Raw genomic sequence first — 17,166 nt, forward strand, 5'->3', positions numbered from 1 at the left:
GGCCTCATCTAGTCTCAGCGCGGCGCGTAGCGCAGGTTGATGAAGGCGCTGGCGCCGGGCGTGCGATAGCCGCGGGCAAGCTCGTAATCCTTGTCCAGCAGGTTGTTGCCGCGCACTTCCACCTTCCAGTCGCGCCCGATGCGGTAGCCGGCGTAGGCGCCGAGGATGGCGTAGCCGTGCAGTTCGACGGTGTTGGCGGCATTGTCGTAGCGCCGGCCGGCGCCGTTGAGTTCGATGCCCCAGTCGAAGCGGTCCACCGTCTGCGACAGGCGCAGGAAGCCGGAGCGCCGGGCGCGGCGCGTGAGGCGCAGGCCGGTGTCTTCATCCTTGGCGTCGAGGAAATCCGCGCCAGCGCCGAGATTGAAGCCGCCCAGCGCCAGGGTGTAGCCCAGCTCGAGGCCCTTGAGCCGGGCTTCGCCGATGTTCACCTGCTGGCCGGATTGCGCCGGGTTCGGGTTGTTCGTGATCAGGTTCTTCACCTTGTTATCGAAGTAGCTCAGTTCGACCATGTGGGCGCCGCGGCTCCAGCGCAGGCCCAGCTCCCGGTTCAGCGCTTCTTCCGGCTTCAGGTCCGGGTTGCCGTAGTAGCTGGTGGGCGAACTCATCGGCCAGTAGAGCTGGTTGAAGGTGGGTGCGTTGAAGGCGGTCGCCACACTGCCGCGCAGCCGCCATTCGGGCGTGAGGTCGTAGCCGTAGGCCAGCAGGCCGGTGGTCTTGGCGCCGAATTGCGAATTGTCGTCATGACGCAGGTTGATCTGCAAATGGTGTACGTCGATATCCGCCGTCCAGCCCGCCAGCAGGGAGTTCACCCGGCGCTCGTTCTCGCGGTAGACGGTGGTGCTGTCCAGCCGGGTTTCGACATGTTCGTAGGCCAGCAGCAGGCGGCCCAGCGGCAGGTCGATGTCGTTCTGCCAGCCCAGCTGGTCCTGCACCGTCTGGCTGCGGCTGGGCGCGGCGGCGCTGGCGCGGGTGAGCAGCTTGTCCTCGCTCTGGCTCAGCCGCAGGGTGCTGGTCCATGTGGCGCTCAGCTGGGTGCGCAGGTGGGCTCCCAGGGTGCTGGCGGTCTTGTCCAGGTAGGAGTCGTAGTAGCTCAACGCGGAGGCGTCGTACCAGCTGCGCGAAGCGCTGTGGGTGAAGTTGAGCCCGAGCTCGTCGCGCTCGCGGAAGCCGATGGAGAGCGAGCCGCTGGCGCTGTCGTTGCGATAGCCGTCGTCGTCCGCCCAGTAGGAGGTGCGCGTGCCGCTGCGCCAATAGGCGGGATCGCGCTTGGCGTTGTAGCCGTCGCTGCGCTCCTTGCCGGCCGACAGGCTGTAGCGCAGCCGGTCCACGCCGCCGGCCAGCGTCACCGCGCCCTTGAAGGTGTTGTCGCTGCCATAGCCCACCGCCACTTCCGGCTGGAAACCGCGCTGGCCGCGGCGGGTGAAGATCTGCACCACGCCGCCTATGGCTTCGGAGCCGTAGAGGGCGCTGGCCGGGCCGCGCAGGATCTCGATGCGCTCGATCATGGCCAGCGGAATGGCCTCGAAGGTGGCGCTGCCGGAACTGGCGGAGCCGACGCGGATGCCATCCACCAGCAGCAGGGTGTGGCGCGCCTCGGAGCCGCGGATGTAGACGTTGGCATTGGAGCCGGGGCCGCCGTTGGCGGTCACCTGCACGCCGGGCGTGGCCTGCAGCACATCCACCAAGGAGGAATGGCCGGCGCGCTCGATGTCTTCGCGGCTGATGACTTCGACGCTGGCGAGGCTGTCCTCGGCGCGGCGCTGCTGACGGGTGGCGGTGACGACGACGGCTTCGAGCGCAGGCTCGTCCGCGGCGGAGACAGGGGAAGGGAAAGGCAGTGCGGCGGCGAGCGCCAGCGTGATAGCGGAGAAACGGGTCTTCATTGTTCTGGAAAGCCTGGGCGGCGGTGGCGCCGCGGATGGAACGGGGAAGGTCGCCGGACAAGGGCGGCGACAGGCGCGCAACGCAGCCCGGGGGAGCATGCGCTGCGCGCGGTGGCGGAAACGGTGGGTCAGAAGGAGATGCGCGCGCCCAGCTTCCAGGTGCGGGAGTAATCCACCGGGTAGATCTGGTCGTCGTCCACCCACATCCCGTTCTCATGCTCGAACAGGTTGCTGACCGCACCGTACAGCTCGACCTGCCTGGTGATCTGCTGGCGGTAGCTGAGGTCGGTGGATTGGTAGGCGCGCTGGCGCTGGCTGTTGTTGTTGTCGAAATCGCCCGCCGCCCAGGCGCGGCTGCGCCAGGTGTGGGAGACATAGAGGCGGCCGCCTTCGACCACGTCCACCGCCAGCCCGGCCACCAGGCTGTGGCGCGGCACGCCGGGCAGCTCCTTGCCGTTGAAGGCGCCGCCGCTGGCATCGTCGCGGTCGATGAGGGCGCGGGTCCAGCTGTAGTTCAGGTTCGCCGCGACGGCGCGGGCGATCTGCCAGCTGTCCTGGACTTCGATGCCGAACTTGCGCGAGCGGTCGAGACTGGTGTTATTGAAGGTGTATGGATCCAGGAAGATCTCGTTATGCAGGCGCGCATGGAACACCGCCAGCTTGAGGCGGTTCGTCGCCGTGCTGTGATTGAGGCCCAGCGTCAGCGTTCGGGCGTGGGCGGGGTCGATGAAGCCATTGAAGACGGTCGGCCCGCCGCCGAATGGCCAATTGAAGAACCGGTCGATGTCCGGCGTCTGATGCGCATCGTTGTAATTGCCGAACACCGACAGCGCCTCATTCAACCGGTAATTGAAGCCGACATCCCAGGATGAGAAGCGCTCATTCGCCTCCAGGTGCTCGCCCGCATCCGGCCGATAGCGGTAACGCACCTGCTCGCCACGCGCGCCGGCCGACAGCGTCAGGCGATCAAAGGAATACTGGGCCTGGAGGAAGAGCGCGCGGTTGCGCTTGTCGGTATCGTTGTCCGAGCCCTTGCGCACGGCATCGAAGAGTTGGGCGCCAGCGGTCACCGCCAGCTTGTCGCCACGGAACTGCAGCGAGATTTCGTCGCTCAGGTAGCGGGAGTCGGACTCCGAGCCCGAATTCACCCACTCGGAGTAACGGCTTTCGTCGTGATGGTCGGCAGACAGGCGCCAGCGACTGCTGAAGTCGTAATCCCCGCCCACGCTCCAGTAATGGGTGTTGAATTTCTGGTGGGTGTAGTTGCCGACGATCTGCGCCGGATCGTCCTTGAATTGCGCCAGCGTCAGGCTGTTCGGGTAGCGGGTGTCGATGCGCGACTCGCCCGCATCCAGCCGCAGCTTCAGCTCATCCACCGGCTTGCCGTCGATGCCGACGCGCCAGATGTCGGCGCGGGAGGCATCCCGGTGGCCGGTCGCGTCCTTGTCGCCGGCGCCGTCGTCGCGGTTGCGCTCGGCGCTGGCGGAGAGGGAAAAACGCTCGCGCACCAGGCCGGCGCTGAGCGAGGCGCCGCGGCTGCCGTTGCTGCCGCCGAAGAGATCCACCGTGGCGCCATCCCGCGGCCGGGTGTGGATCTGGATGGTGCCGGCGGTGGCACCGTCGCCGAACAGCACCGAGCCGCTGCCCTTGGTGATCTCGATGCGGTCCACGTCCGCCAGCGAAACCGAGCCCAGCAGCTGCGGCACCATGTCCACATTGTTCAGGCGGCGGCCATCCACGGTGACGACCACGTTCTGGTAGCCGTCGGTGATGCCGTAGCCGCGCATGTTGAGCGCCGGCGAGTAGCGGTTGCCGTAGTTGGGCAGCACCTGCAGCGAGGAGTAGCGCGCCAGGTAATCGACCAGCGTGGTGGCGCCGGCGCGCTCGATGTCTTCGCGGCGATGGACCTCGGAAGCGTAGGGCGCATCGCTGTCCTTCATCTCGATGCGGGTGGCGGTGACGATGACTGGCGCCAGCGCTTCATCGGCGGCAAGCACGGCAGGCGGAAGGCCGAGCGCATACAGCGACGCGGCGGCGGCAAGGCGGAACTTCATCAGGGGAAACTCCCAGCGCCATGGCCCGCGTCCCCGCACGCCATGGTGATACGCACATGGATGCGCCGGGTTGCATGCGGAGCGCGGGATCGCGCCTCCGTCCGCCCACCGCGGCCCATCCGCCATTCGCGCGCAGGCCGGTATCCGGGCTCACGAACCGTCCGGCCCAAGGCCGGACCCGGTGCGCCGCCTTCCCAGGCTTTCGCCCAGTGGCATCTGACACACCTTGCGTTCGCTTACCGTTGCGGGGGCAGCACAGGCATTGCGGCGGCAGCGCCGCGCACCTGTTTCCCGTTTACCCCGGCGGCGAGAACCGCAGCCGGGCACCTGAAACGCGGGGCCCCTTCCGGGGCCCGGGGGCGGATGATACCGTTTCGGCCCCTCGCCGAGCAGCCTTGAACGGAATTCCCATGCACTGCGAACTGATCCTGGGTGGCGCCCGTTCGGGCAAGAGCCGCCATGCCGAGACCCTGGCCGCCGCCAGCGGCCTGGCAGTGACGGTGATCGCCACCGCCACCGCCGGCGATGCCGAGATGGCGGCGCGCATCCGCCGCCACCAGGCCGACCGCCCCGCCGGCTGGCGCACGGTGGAAGCGCCGCTGGCGCTGGCGGCGGCGCTGCGCGCCGAGGCGGCGGCGGACCGTTGCGTGGTGGTGGATTGCCTGACGCTGTGGCTGGCCAACCTGCTGGCCGGCGCGGAAAAGCTGCCCGAGCCGGCGGAGGCGGACCAATTGCCGCTGTTCCGCCGCGAGCGTGAGGCGCTGCTGGCGGTGTTGGGCTCGCTGCCGGGCCGCATCCTGCTGGTGGCCAACGAGGTCGGCCTCGGCCTGGTGCCGGAAACGCCGTTGGGGCGGCTGTTCCGCGACGAGGCGGGGCGGCTGAATCAGGCGGTGGCGGCGATCTGCCCGCGGGTCACTTTCGTTGCCGCGGGCTTGCCGCTGGTGCTGAAGGGAAGCTGAGGACGGCAGCCGCAACCCCGGCCAGCGCGCGGCGCCGGCCGGGGTTGCGGATCAGGGCGCGAGATCTTTCAAGCGCTCGGCGGTCGCCGGATGGGTGGCGAGGTAGCCCTGCCAGCGGCTGTCCTCTTCCAGGCCGGCGCATTCCTTGTCGCCCGCCTCGTCACTGTTGTCGCCGTCGCTTTTGCCACCCTCGCTCTCGCTACCCTCACCGCAGCGATGGCTGCTTTCCAGCCGGCTGAGGATGGAGGCGAAGCGCGATACCGGAATGCTGGCTTCGCCCAGCATGCGCACCGCGTAGCGATCGGCCTCGCGTTCGAATTCACGCGAATAGCCCAGCTCGGTGAGGATCACCGGCACCGCCGCCACCGCGCCGGTCACCGAGGACACGTCGCCGGTCACCGCCATCACCACCAGGCCCAGCGCCGAGCCCTGGATCACCCGGCGCAGCGCGTGGCGGCGGTCGATATGGCCGATCTCGTGCGCGAGCACCGCGATCAGCTCCTCGTCGTCCTCCGCCAGCTGCACCAGCTGATCGGTGAACACGATGGTGCCGGAGGGCAGCGCCAGCGCGTTCGGGCCCAGCGTGTCCTCCGCGTCGCGGAATTCCACGGTGATGGCGAGCGCCGGGTCCACCCGCTGGATGAAAGGCGCGAAACGGGCGCGCAGCCGCGCCTGCTCCTCGTCGGCGAGCTTGCTGGGCGAGAACGGTCCACGATCCAGCAAGGCCAGCGCACCGTCGCCCATGTGGCGGCTGACCTCCGGCGACAGCGAGAAGGCGGTCGCCTCCGCCAGCGCCGGAATGCCGAAGCGCACCCCGCCCCAGATGAAGAGCAGCGTCACCACCACGCCCAGCAGCGCATAGCGCAGGCGGGACTCCAGCCGGTGAGCCAGGCCGTGGTGCGGCCGTACCTCGGCCAGCAGCGCGTCCACCGCATCGTTGTCGGCCGTCTCGAAAGCGCCGCCGCCACTGAAACGCAGGAAGCGCGGCATGTTGCCGAGGCGGGACGAGACCTCGACCTGCGCCAGCGGCTGCGGGCCGGCCAGCGCCGCGCCGCTGTCGTCCCGCACCGTCAGCGCCCCTTCTGCCAGGCCGAGGGTGGCGGCGACCCGGCGCGAGCTGCCGCCGTCGAAGAACAATCCCTTGATGTGGTCGCTCACGACTCACGCATCCGCTGGTCAGAGACCGATATCGATATCGAACAGATCGCCGATCTCGCCACCGGTGGCGGAGGCGCCGCTGCGCTGGTCGGCGATGAAGCCATCCAGATCGCCCGCTGCCAGCAGGCTGATGTGCTCGGCCGCGTAGCGCGCGGTGCGCACCTTGGCCCACGGGTAGAACAACCCGAAAGTGAGCACCATGCAGACCAGGTTGGTGATCATCAGTCCGGCATAGGAGCCGTAGTTGTAATGGGCACTCAACTGATGCCCGGCCAGGCTGGTGCTGCCATAGATCAGGTTGGTGGTGGCAACGTTGAAATAGACGAAGATCGCCAGATAGGTCGCCATCCCGCCCAGCATGCCGAGCGGCCCGAAGGCAAGGCCAAGCACGAAGGCCAGCCCGAAACCGCAAACCGCGATCAACAGCCCGAGCCCCACAAGGGCGTAGAAACGCTTGGTCCCGGCGGAGAAATCGAAGCGCGTGGAGCCATAGCGGCTGTTGCCGACGAGGAAGCGCTGCTGGTGCTTCATCGCCAGCGGAAACAGCAGGCCCAATGTGAGCATGCCGAGCAGCGGCCACATCAGGAAGACCTTGGCCGACGTGCCCACCCGGCCATCAAAACCGAAACGCACACCGCGCCAGGCGCTGTTGTGGTTACGGAAGCTCAGGCTGCGCACGATGATCCACGGCATGCCGATGAACAGCAGCAGCGCGCAGATCGCGCTGAAGACGGGCGACACCAAGTCCGAGGCGCCGTAGATCACCAGCAGCACGAAGGCGATGATGCGGCCCTTGAGGATCTTGATCGGGTCCGCCAGGTACTCGAAGCTGCTGCCATCCAGCTGGGTGTTGCCATAGAAGTAGCGCTGGGTGCGCACCTTGGCCCAGGCGGAGTAGATGCCCAGGGTGATGATGGAGAGCAGCAGGTTCACGATCCAGATGCGGAAGAACTCGCCGCCCTTGCCGGTGAACTCGAAGGGCAGCTCGCGGAAACCATCACCCTTTTGCACGGCCGCCGCCGGCGTCCCGGCGAAGGGGCCGGCCGGCGAAGGGGCGGCGACCGGCGCCGCTGCGGCCGGCGCCTCGGCCTGCATGCCCCCGGCGGGGGAGGCCGCCGCGGCGGCAACTGACGCGGCGGCGGTGGCGGCAGCGGGCTCCGCCGCCCGCGCCGGCGGGGTCGGCACTTCCTCCTGCGCGGCCGGCGCCACCCGGGCTGCCGCGGCCAGCGGCTCCAGCGAGGCCAGCGCGCCTATCCCGCCCAGGGTCGCCAGATAGCGCTCCGCCTCCTCCCGCAGCAGCCCCTGCTTCAGCACCACCCGCGGGTGCGAGAACAACTGCTCCAGGCGCTCGGCGCCCAGGCCGAACAGGCGCCCGAAGCCGGCCTTGACCTCCTCCCTGTCGAACCCGTCGGCGATCTCGCCGGTGAAGACCACGGCATAGGTGGCGTCGGACATGCAAACTCTCCCTTTCACTGCTTGTTTGTTTTGAATGGCGCGGGCGCTGCTGCGCCGCACACCAGCGCCGGATGATAGATGCAAGCCTCGCCGCGGCGCCAGCCACCGCAGCTGGCCGCGGCCGCGGCGGGTACAATCCGCGCTTTCGACCGGCCGCCGCCCGCCACCTGCCGGCTCCGCCCGGCAGCGTCCACCGTTTCTCCGCCCTCCGCCCGCACCGCGATGACCTACACCATTCCCGCCCTAGACCCCGCCCTCGCCGCCACCCTGCAGCACCGCATCGACAGGAAGACCAAGCCGCTGGGCGCCCTCGGCCGCCTGGAGGCGCTGGCGCTGCAGATCGGCCAGGTGCAGGGCCGGGTGGAACCCATGCTGAGCCAGCCGCACATCCTCGTCTTCGCCGGCGACCACGGCGCCGCCCGCGCCGGCGTGTCCGCCTATCCGCAGGACGTCACCTGGCAGATGGTGGAGAACTTTCTCACCGGCGGCGCCGCCATCAACGTCTTCGCCCGCCAGCTGGAACTGGGCCTCACCGTGGTGGATGCCGGCGTCGCCCACGACTTCGGCAAGCGCCCCGGCCTGGTGGACGCCAAGATCGGCGCCGGCACCGCCAATTACCTGGAACAGGCGGCGATGACGCCGGCGCAGCGCGACGCGGCCCTCGCCCGTGGCCGCGAGCTGGCCCACGCGCTGGCGCGCAATGGCTGCAACTGCGTCGGCTTCGGCGAGATGGGCATAGGCAACACCGCCGCCGCCTCGCTGCTGTCCCACTGCCTCATCGGCACCACCCCAGGTGAGGATGCCGAGGCCGCGCTGGCCCTGCTGGTGGGCCGCGGCACCGGGCTGGACGACGCCGGCCTGGCGCGCAAGCGCGAGCTGCTGGCCCGCGCCCTGGTGCGCGGCGGCCGCCCGAGCGACCCGCAGGCGGCGCTGGCCGAATACGGCGGCTTCGAGATCGCGATGATGGCCGGCGCCATGCTGGGCGCGGCGGAGAAGCGCATGCTGCTGCTGATCGACGGTTTCATCGTCACCTCGGCGCTGCTGGTCGCCCACGCCATCGCGCCGCAGATCCTGCCCTACTGCGTGTTCGCCCACCGCTCGCGCGAACCCGGCCACGCCCGCCAGCTCGCCCACCTCGGCGTCGAACCGCTGATGGACCTGGACCTGCGCCTGGGCGAAGGCACCGGCGCCGCGCTGGCCTTCCCGCTGGTGCAGGCGGCGGCAAACTTCCTCAACGAGATGGCGAGCTTCGAGTCCGCCGGCGTCAGCGACAAGGCCTGAACGCCCGCGCCCCGACCCGACGCCCGCCATGCGCCGCCAGCTGGAACTCTTCTTCATCGCCCTCGGCTTCTTCACCCGGCTGCCGGTGCCGGCCTGGGTGGGCTGGGCGCCGGAGCAGCTGACGCAGGCGGCGCGCTACTTTCCGCTGGTGGGCTGGGTAGTGGGCGGCCTCGTCGCTGCCGGCTATCTGCTGATGGCCCAGATCCTGCCGCCCTCGCTGGCCGTCGTCCTCAGCACCGCGCTCGGCATCCGCCTCACCGGCGCCTTCCACGAGGACGGCCTGGCCGACACCTGTGACGGCCTCGGCGGCGGCTGGGACAAGGCGCAGGCGCTGACCATCATGAAAGACTCCCGGCTGGGCAGCTACGGCGCCATCGGCCTCACGCTGATGCTGCTGGCCAAGGCAGTGGCGCTGATCGAACTCGGCGGCGATGCCGATGGCGACGTCGCCCTCGCCCTGCTGGTCGCCCATCCACTGTCCCGACTCGCCGCCACCGTGGTGATGCACCTGCTGCCCTATGTGCGCGCCGACGACAGCGCCAAGTCGCGCGCCGTCGCCCGGCCGCTGGCGCCGGCCGACCTCGCCGTGGCCACGGGTTGCGGCCTCCTGCCGCTGTTGCTGCTCGCGCCGCTGGAGGCGCTGGGCGCGCTGCTGGCCGCCGCCGCGGCCACCCTCTGGCTCATCCGCCTCTTCCTGCGCCGCCTCGGCGGCCATACCGGCGACTGCCTGGGCGCCGTCCAGCAGGCAGCGGAGCTGGCCTGCTACCTGGGCATCCTCGCCGCATGGAACTACATCTGATCCGCCACCCCAGGCCTGCAGTGGCGGCCGGCGTCTGTTACGGCTGCAGCGACCTCGACCTCGCCGAACCGGCGGAACTCGCCGCCGCCCGCCTGCGCCCGCTGCTGCCCGCCGCCTACCAGCTGCACGCCAGCCCGCTGCGCCGCGCCCGCCTGCTGGCCGAGGCGCTGGGTCAGCCCCAGGTGGACGAACGCCTGCGGGAAATGCACTTCGGCGATTGGGAAGGCTGCCGCTACGACGACATCGGCAGCGCGCTGGACGGCTGGGTGGCCGATCCACTGGGCTTCCGCGCCCCCGGCGGCGAATCCGCCCGCGAGATGGCAGCCCGCGTCCATGCCTGGCTGGACGAAGCGCTGGCCGTGCCCGCCGCCGCGCGGGTCGTCATCGCCCATGGCGGCCCGCTGCGCGCCATCGCCGGCCGCCTGCTCGGCCTGCCGCCGGAACGCTGGCTGACGCTGGACTTCGGCTGCGGACTCGCCACCCGGCTGGACGTGGAGGACTGGGGCGTGACGCTGAAGTGGTTCAATCGCTGAACCCGGCCCGCGCCCAAACAAGCGCCGGCTGAGCGCCTTGGCCGGCGACAAGACCGCCTCGAAGCGCGGGCACGCCACCTCCCCCACCTCCCGGCACCCCGCCCGGGCCGCCAGCGATGGACCGGAAAGCCCCGCGCCCACCGCGAATCGGCCGCCCGCACCGCGTTTTCACCGCTTCATGGGATAATCGCGAACTGTCCATCGCCCTGCCTCCGCTCTCCGCAATGCAAGTCACCCTGCCCGACTTCTCCGCCGGTCGCCTCGTCGTTGTTGGCGATGTCATGCTGGATCGTTACTGGCACGGCTCGACCACCCGGATCTCGCCGGAAGCGCCGGTGCCGGTGGTCAAGGTGGAAGGCGACGAATTCCGCGCCGGCGGCGCCGGCAACGTGGCGCTCAACAGCGCCTCGCTGGGCATGCCGGTGGAGCTGGTCGGCCTGGTCGGCCGCGACGAGGCCGCCGGGCTGCTGCGCACGCGGCTGGAGCAGGGCGGCGTCGCCTGCCGGCTGCTGGAAGCGCCGCAGCACCCCACGATCACCAAGCTGCGCATCATCAGCCGCCACCAGCAGCTGATCCGGCTGGACTTCGAGGACAGCTTCGCCGCACTGGAGTCCGCCGGCATTGCCCAGGCCTTCGAGGCCGCACTGCCGACGGCCGGCGCCAGCGTGCTGTCCGACTACGGCAAGGGCACGCTGGCCGGCGTCGCAGAGTTGATCGCCGCCGCGCGCAAGGCCGGCACTCCGGTGGTGGTGGACCCCAAGGGCACCGACTTCGCCCGCTATCGCGGCGCCACCGTCATCACCCCCAACCTGTCCGAATTCGAGGCGGTGGTCGGCCACTGCGCGGACGACGCCGAACTGGTGAAGCGCGGCGAAGCCCTGCGCGACGCGCTGGCGCTGGACGCGCTGCTGGTCACCCGCTCCGAACGCGGAATGAGCCTGCTGGAGCGGGGGCGCCCGCCGCTGCACCTGCCCACCCGCGCCCGCGACGTGTTCGACGTTACCGGTGCCGGCGACACCGTGGTCGCGGTGCTGGGCGCCGGCCTCGCCTGCGGCCTGCCGCTGGCGGAAGCCACCGCGCTGGCGAACGCCGCCGCCGGCATCGTCGTCGGCAAGCTGGGCACCGCCACCGTCAGCCTCGCCGAACTCGCGGCGGCCGCCAGCGGCGGCCCCGCCGACCGTTGAATATCAGGAGCCCATCATGATCATCGTTACCGGCGGCGCCGGCTTCATCGGCAGCAACATCGTCTGCGGCCTCAATGCCCGCGGCTACACCGACATCCTCGTCGTGGACGATCTCTCCGACGGCCGCAAATGCCTCAACCTGGCCGATACCGACATCCACGACTACATGGACAAGGACGACTTCCTCGCCCGCCTGCAGACCGGCGAGGACTTCGGCAAGGTCGAAGCCGTGTTCCACGAAGGCGCCTGCTCCGCCACCACCGAGTGGGACGGCCGCTTCGTCATGAAAGTGAACTACGAATACACCAAGGCCCTGCTGGCTTGGTGCGTGGCGCGCAAAGTGCCGCTGATCTACGCCTCCTCCGCCTCGGTCTACGGCATGGGCCCGACCTTCCGCGAGGCGCGCAGCTACGAGCGGCCGCTGAACATGTACGCCTACTCCAAGTTCCTGTTCGACTGCCACCTGCGGCCGCAGCTGGAGAACCTGGAATCCCAGGTGGTCGGCCTGCGCTACTTCAACGTCTACGGTCCGCGCGAGCAGCACAAGGGCAGCATGGCCAGCGTCGCCTTCCACTTCCACAACCAGCTGAACGAATCCGGCCGGGTACGCCTGTTCGAAGGCTCCGACGGCTACGGCCCGGGCGAACAGCGGCGCGACTTCATCCATGTGGACGACGTCGTGGCGGTCAACCTGTGGCTGCTGGAAAACCCCGCGGTGAAGGGCATCTTCAACCTCGGCACCGGCCGCGCGCAGAGCTTCAACGACGTCGCCCGCGCCGCCATCCGCTGGGGCAAGGCGCACGGCACCGAAGGCGGCGGCATCGACTACATTCCCTTCCCCGACCACCTGCGCGGCCGCTACCAGAGCTTCACCGAGGCCGACATGGACGCCCTGCGCAAGGCCGGCTACGACCGCCCCTTCATGGACGTGGAAACCGGCGTGCCCCGCTACCTCGACTGGCTGGCGGCGCGGAGCTGAACCCGATGAGCGCAGCCGGGCGGTCGGACAGGCCGCGCATTCTTGTCGTCGGCCCCTCCTGGGTGGGCGACATGGTGATGGCGCAGAGCCTGTTCGTCGCCCTCGGCGGCGGCGAGCGCTGCGACATCGACGTGCTCGCGCCCGGCTGGTCGCTCCCCATCCTGGAACGCATGCCGCAAGTGCGCCGCGGCATCGCCATGCCGCTGGGCCACGGCGACTTCGGCCTGGCGGTGCGCTGGCGCCTGGGCCGCGAGCTGGCCACCGAGGGCTACGCCCAGGCCGTCGTGCTGCCGGGCTCGCTGAAATCCGCGCTGATACCCTTCTTCGCCCGCATTCCGCGCCGCACCGGCTTCCGCGGCGAGATGCGCTACGGCCTGCTGAACGACCTGCGCTCCCTGGACAAGGCCGCACTGCCGATGACGGTACAGCGCTTCGTCGCCCTCGCCCGCCCGGCCGGCGCACCGCTGCCGGAGCCTTTCCCGCTGCCCACGCTGGTAGCGGACGCCACCAACCAGGAACGCCTGCGCGCCGAGCTGGGCCTGCCGCTGCACCAGCCGGCGGTGGCCTTCATGCCCGGCGCCGAATACGGCCCGGCCAAGCAATGGCCGCTGCCCCACTTCGCCGAACTGGCGCGCCGGCTGGTGGCCCGCGGCCAGCAGGTGTGGGTGCTGGGCTCGGCCAAGGACAGGCCGGCGGGCGACGAGATCGCCGCCGGCAACCCCGGCGTGCACAACCTCGCCGGCAACACCAGGCTGGGCGACGCGGTGGACCTGCTGGGCATGGCCAGCGCCGCGGTGACCAACGACTCCGGCCTGATGCACGTGGCCGCCGCGCTGGGCGTGCCGCTGGTCGCCATCTTCGGCTCCTCCAGCCCGGAGCACACGCCGCCGCTGGCCGAGCGGGTGGCGATACGCACGCTGCGGCTGGAGTGCTCGCCCTGTTTCGAGCGCACCTGTCCGCTTGGCCACACCCGCTGCCTGACCGACATCACCCCGGACAGCGTGCTGACGGCGCTGGACAGCGTGGTCGCCGGCGGCGCCAAGCCGGTCTTCCTGCGCCGCGCCGTCGGCTGAGGCAAGCGTGCGGGTACTCATCGTCAAGACCTCGTCGCTGGGCGACGTCATCCACACCCTGCCGGCGGTGACCGACGCCGCGCGCGCCATCACCGGCCTGCGCTTCGACTGGGTGGTGGAAGAGGCCTTCGCCGAGATCCCCGCCTGGCATCCGGCGGTGGACAAGATCATCCCGGTGGCGCTGCGGCGCTGGCGCAAGCATCCGCTGAAGGCCCGCCGCAGCGGCGAATGGCAGGCCTTCAGCCATGCGCTCACCGCCTGCCGTTACGACGCGGTGATCGACGCCCAGGGCCTGCTGAAGAGCGCCTGGTTGAGCCGCCGCGCCGACGGCCCGGTGCACGGCCTGGCGCGCAACTCCGCCCGCGAACCGCTGGCCAGCCTGTTCTACCGCCACCGCCACACTGTGCCCTGGGGCCGCCACGCGGTGCTGCGGGTGCGCGAGCTGTTCGCCCAGGCGCTGGGCTACCCGCTGCCGCCGAACGCGGAACACGAGGGCGACTATGGCCTGGAGCGCAATCGCGTACTCGCCGCCGCCAGCCACAAGCCGCAGGCGGAAACGCCCTACCTCGTCTTCCTGCACGGCACCACCTGGCCCACCAAGCACTGGCCAGAGCGCTACTGGCGCCAACTGGCCGAACAGGCCGCCGCCAGCGGCTGGGCGGTGCACCTGCCCTGGGGCAGCGAGGCGGAGTTGGCCCGCGCCCAAGGCATCGCCGACGGCCTGCCGGGCGCGCAGGTGCTGCCGCGGCTCAAGCTCGCCGACATCGCCGCCGAACTCGCCGGCGCCCGCGCCTGCGTGGCGGTGGATACCGGCCTGGGCCACCTCGCCGCCGCGCTGGAGGTGCCCACGCTGTCGCTGTTCGGCGCCACCAACCCCGGCTACACCGGCGCCTGGGGCCGCAGCCAGCGCCACCTGGCCTCGGATTTCCCCTGCGCGCCCTGCCTCAAGCGCAATTGCGGCTACACGCCGACCGCCGAAGACCGCGCCCGCTTCGACCTCGCGCACGAACAGCCCTTATGCTTCACCCGCCTGGCCCCCGCCCGGGTCTGGAACGAACTGCGCGCCATCGCCGCCCCGGAACACGCCTGATGCAACTCGCCTTCTGCCTCTACAAGTATTTCCCCTACGGCGGCCTGCAGCGCGACTTCCTGCGCATCGCCCTCGCCTGCCAGGCGCGCGGCCACGCGATCCGCGTCTATCACCTGGAGTGGAACGGCGAGGTCCCGCCGGGCTTCGAACTGGTGAAGGTGCCGGCCAGCGGCTGGTCCAGCATCCGCCGCTACGCCCGCTTCACCCGCTGGGTGGAGGCAGACCTGGCGCGCCGCCCGGTGGACCGGGTGGTCGGCTTCAACAAGATGCCCGGGCTGGACCTCTACTACGCCGCCGACCCCTGCTTCGAGGACAAGGCGCGCACCCTGCGCAAGCCGCTGTACCGCTACAGCCCGCGCTACCGCCACTTCTCCGCCTACGAGCGGGCAGTGTTCGCGCCGGAAAGCCACACCGAGATCCTGATGATCTCCACCACCCAGCAGCCGCTGTTCGCCAAGTACTACGGCACGCCGGCGCGGCGCTTCCACCTGCTGCCGCCCGGCATCGCCGCCGACCGCCGCGCACCGCCGAACGCCGCCGAACTGCGCGCCCAGGCGCGCGCGCGCTTCGCCAGCGAGTTCGGCCTCGCCACCGACGACTTCCTGCTGGTGCAGATCGGTTCCGACTTTCCGCGCAAGGGCCTGGACCGCAGCATCGCCGCGCTGGCCGCGCTGCCGGAGGCGCTGAAGCGGCGCACCCGGCTGGTCGCCATCGGCGCCGACGATGCCCGCCCCTTCCAGGAACGCGCCCGCGCACTGGGCGTGGGTGAGCGCGTCCACCTGCCCGGCGGCCGCGACGACGTGCCGCGCTTCCTGCTCGGCGCCGACCTGCTGCTGCACCCGGCGCGGCACGAGAACACCGGCACCGTGCTGCTGGAAGCCCTGGTCGCCGGCCTGCCGGTGCTGGCCAGCGCCGCCTGCGGCTACGCCCACTACATCACCGACGCCGACGCCGGCCTCATCGTGCCGCAGCCCTTCGCCCAGGCCGACCTGGACGCGGCGCTGGCGCGCATGCTGGGCGACGATGCCGCCCGCGCCGCCTGGCAAGCCAATGCCCTCGCCTTCGCCGACCGCAGCGACCTCTACAGCCTGCCGGAGCGCGCGGCCGACCTCATCGTGGGCAAACGCGGATGAACCAGCTCGTCCTCACCCCGCCGCTGTCCACCCTGTGGGGCGATACCGACGCCTTCGCCGCCGCCGTGGCGCTCGGCCGCGAAGCCGCGTCCGGCGCGGTGGTGCGTGACCTGGAGGGGCGCCGCACGCTGCGCTTCGAGATCGACGGCCGCGGCTACTACCTCAAGCTGCAGCAGGGCGTGGGCTGGGGCCGCATCGCCGGCGAGCTGCTGCGCCTGCGCGCGCCCATTCTCGGCGCAAGCAACGAGTGGCGGGCCATCCAGACCTGCCACGCGCTGCGGGTACCGACCATGGACGCCATCGCCTACGGCGAGCGCGGCAACGGTCCGGCCAAACGCGAATCCTTCCTCGTCACCGCCGCCATCGAGCCGGCGGTAGACCTGGACGCCTACACCCGCGAGTGGCGCCAGTCGCCGCCCGCGCCGGCGCTCAAGCGCGCGCTGGTGGCCGAGGTGGCCCGCATCGCCCGGCGCATGCACGAAGGCGGCATGAACCACCGCGACTTCTACCTCTGCCACTTCCTGCTGCACCTCGACCCGCCCCCCACGCCGCAGCGGCTGCGGCTGTCGGTGATCGACCTGCACCGCGCCCAGATCCGGCCGCAGACACCGCGGCGCTGGCGCGACAAGGACCTCTCCGCGCTCTACTTCTCGGCGCTGGACATCGGCCTCACCCGCCGTGACAAGCTGCGCTTCCTGCGCGACTACTTCCCCGGCCCGCTGCGCGAAACGCTCAAGCACGAGCAGCCGCTGCTGCGCCACCTGGAGAAGGAAGCCGCCCGCCTCAAGCTGCGCTACGAACGCAAGTTCGCCAGTCGGCCGGCGCTGCAGAAATGAACGACTGGCAACTCGCCACCAGCGGCCTGGACCCCGCCGCCGCCCAGGCCTTTGCCACGCTGGAGGCGGTGTTCGCCCTCGATGGCGAACAGGTTGCCCGCGACCCGCTGAGCCAGGTGCTGCGGGTGGTCGTCGGCGGCCGCCGCTACTACGTCAAGCGCTACCACGGCGCCGGCAAGAACCCGCTGCGGCGCTGGCTAGGCCGCACCCGGGTGCGCGCCGAATGGGAGAACCTGCGCCACTTCGCCGCCTGGGGCATTCCCACCGCGGTGGTGGTCGCCTGGGGCGAGGAACGCCGCTGGGGCGGTTTCCGCCGTGGCGCGCTCATCACCGCCGAACTGCCGCGCACCGAAGACCTCAAGCTGCTGGTCCTGAACAATGACCCGCGACTGGCCGACCGCGGCTGGATCGCAGGCATCTCCCACCAGCTCGCCGCCATCACCCGCGAGATGCACAGCCACGGCTTCGCCCACAACGACCTCAAATGGCGCAACCTGCTGGTGGATGACAGCGAGCCGCCGCGGCTCTACCTGATCGACTGCCCCTCCGGCGGGTTCTGGCACGGCCCCTTCCTGCGCTACCGCATCGTCAAGGACCTCGCCTGCCTGGACAAGGTCGCCAAGTACAGCCTGAGCCGTACCCAGCGCCTGCGCTTCTACCTCGACTACGCCGGCAAGCGCCGGCTGGACGCGGGGGACAAGCAGCGCCTGCGCCGGGTGCTGACCTTCTTCCAGGGGCGGGAGTAAGCA

Annotated in this window: 15 protein-coding genes and 1 riboswitch; of the genes, 11 read left to right on the forward strand and 4 right to left on the reverse strand. The window is 70.6% G+C overall.

Annotated features, from left to right (window positions below):
• Positions 1–14: 14 nt before the first annotated feature.
• The gene (locus tag C7389_RS09260) at positions 15–1,883 is read right to left on the reverse strand and encodes a TonB-dependent receptor domain-containing protein (RefSeq protein WP_133590595.1); all 1,869 of its coding nucleotides are present in this window, start codon (positions 1,881–1,883) and stop codon (positions 15–17) included.
• A gap of 128 nt (positions 1,884–2,011) precedes the next feature.
• Positions 2,012–3,937, reverse strand: coding sequence for a TonB-dependent receptor (locus tag C7389_RS09265; RefSeq protein ID WP_133590597.1), 1,926 nt, complete (start codon positions 3,935–3,937; stop codon positions 2,012–2,014).
• Between the two features lie 133 nt (positions 3,938–4,070).
• Positions 4,071–4,267: riboswitch (cobalamin riboswitch) on the reverse strand.
• Positions 4,268–4,347: 80 nt separating this feature from the next.
• Here C7389_RS09265 and cobU point away from each other — a divergent pair.
• Positions 4,348–4,896, forward strand: coding sequence for a bifunctional adenosylcobinamide kinase/adenosylcobinamide-phosphate guanylyltransferase (cobU, locus tag C7389_RS09270; protein ID WP_133590599.1), 549 nt, complete (start codon positions 4,348–4,350; stop codon positions 4,894–4,896).
• A gap of 51 nt (positions 4,897–4,947) precedes the next feature.
• Here the strand turns inward: cobU and C7389_RS09275 are convergent, their stop codons facing one another.
• Positions 4,948–6,054 (reverse strand): M48 family metallopeptidase, encoded by a 1,107-nt coding sequence (locus C7389_RS09275; protein ID WP_211342504.1) that lies wholly within the window; start codon positions 6,052–6,054, stop codon positions 4,948–4,950.
• An 18-nt stretch (positions 6,055–6,072) separates the two neighbouring features.
• Complete coding sequence (locus tag C7389_RS09280; protein ID WP_133590601.1) at positions 6,073–7,509, reverse strand: YjgN family protein; 1,437 nt, start codon at positions 7,507–7,509, stop codon at positions 6,073–6,075.
• 222 nt (positions 7,510–7,731) lie between these two features.
• On the opposite strand from C7389_RS09280, the gene cobT reads away from it, so the two are divergent.
• From cobT to C7389_RS09330, 10 genes are all read left to right on the forward strand, one after another.
• The gene (gene cobT / locus C7389_RS09285) at positions 7,732–8,790 is read left to right on the forward strand and encodes a nicotinate-nucleotide--dimethylbenzimidazole phosphoribosyltransferase (RefSeq protein ID WP_133590603.1); all 1,059 of its coding nucleotides are present in this window, start codon (positions 7,732–7,734) and stop codon (positions 8,788–8,790) included.
• A 28-nt stretch (positions 8,791–8,818) separates the two neighbouring features.
• Positions 8,819–9,589: an adenosylcobinamide-GDP ribazoletransferase gene (locus C7389_RS09290; RefSeq protein ID WP_133590604.1), complete on the forward strand. Its 771-nt coding sequence runs from the start codon at positions 8,819–8,821 to the stop codon at positions 9,587–9,589.
• Positions 9,574–10,122 carry a histidine phosphatase family protein gene (locus C7389_RS09295; RefSeq protein WP_133590606.1) on the forward strand — a complete coding sequence of 183 codons (549 nt, stop codon included), beginning with the start codon at positions 9,574–9,576 and terminating at the stop codon, positions 10,120–10,122. The genes C7389_RS09290 and C7389_RS09295 overlap by 16 nt, the downstream gene beginning before the upstream one ends.
• 224 nt (positions 10,123–10,346) lie before the next feature.
• Positions 10,347–11,306, forward strand: a complete 960-nt coding sequence (rfaE1, locus tag C7389_RS09300; protein ID WP_133590608.1) for a D-glycero-beta-D-manno-heptose-7-phosphate kinase — start codon at positions 10,347–10,349, stop codon at positions 11,304–11,306.
• A gap of 16 nt (positions 11,307–11,322) precedes the next feature.
• Complete coding sequence (gene rfaD / locus C7389_RS09305) at positions 11,323–12,285, forward strand: ADP-glyceromanno-heptose 6-epimerase (RefSeq protein ID WP_133590610.1); 963 nt, start codon at positions 11,323–11,325, stop codon at positions 12,283–12,285.
• A 5-nt stretch (positions 12,286–12,290) separates the two neighbouring features.
• Entirely contained in the window at positions 12,291–13,358 is a 1,068-nt protein-coding gene (gene waaF, locus C7389_RS09310) for a lipopolysaccharide heptosyltransferase II (RefSeq protein WP_133590612.1), read from the forward strand.
• 7 nt (positions 13,359–13,365) lie between these two features.
• Positions 13,366–14,448: a lipopolysaccharide heptosyltransferase I gene (gene waaC / locus C7389_RS09315; protein WP_133590614.1), complete on the forward strand. Its 1,083-nt coding sequence runs from the start codon at positions 13,366–13,368 to the stop codon at positions 14,446–14,448.
• On the forward strand, positions 14,448–15,581 hold the full coding sequence (locus tag C7389_RS09320; RefSeq protein ID WP_133590615.1) for a glycosyltransferase family 4 protein: 1,134 nt from the start codon (positions 14,448–14,450) through the stop codon (positions 15,579–15,581). Before waaC ends, C7389_RS09320 begins: the two co-directional genes overlap by 1 nt.
• Entirely contained in the window at positions 15,578–16,417 is an 840-nt protein-coding gene (rfaP, locus tag C7389_RS09325) for a lipopolysaccharide core heptose(I) kinase RfaP (protein WP_133590616.1), read from the forward strand. The genes C7389_RS09320 and rfaP overlap by 4 nt, the downstream gene beginning before the upstream one ends.
• Complete coding sequence (locus C7389_RS09330) at positions 16,414–17,163, forward strand: lipopolysaccharide kinase InaA family protein (protein ID WP_133590617.1); 750 nt, start codon at positions 16,414–16,416, stop codon at positions 17,161–17,163. The genes rfaP and C7389_RS09330 overlap by 4 nt, the downstream gene beginning before the upstream one ends.
• Positions 17,164–17,166 lie beyond the last annotated feature (3 nt).

It is taken from the genome of Azoarcus indigens (assembly GCF_004361735.1).
GTDB classification, from domain to species: Bacteria; Pseudomonadota; Gammaproteobacteria; order Burkholderiales; family Rhodocyclaceae; genus Azoarcus; species Azoarcus indigens.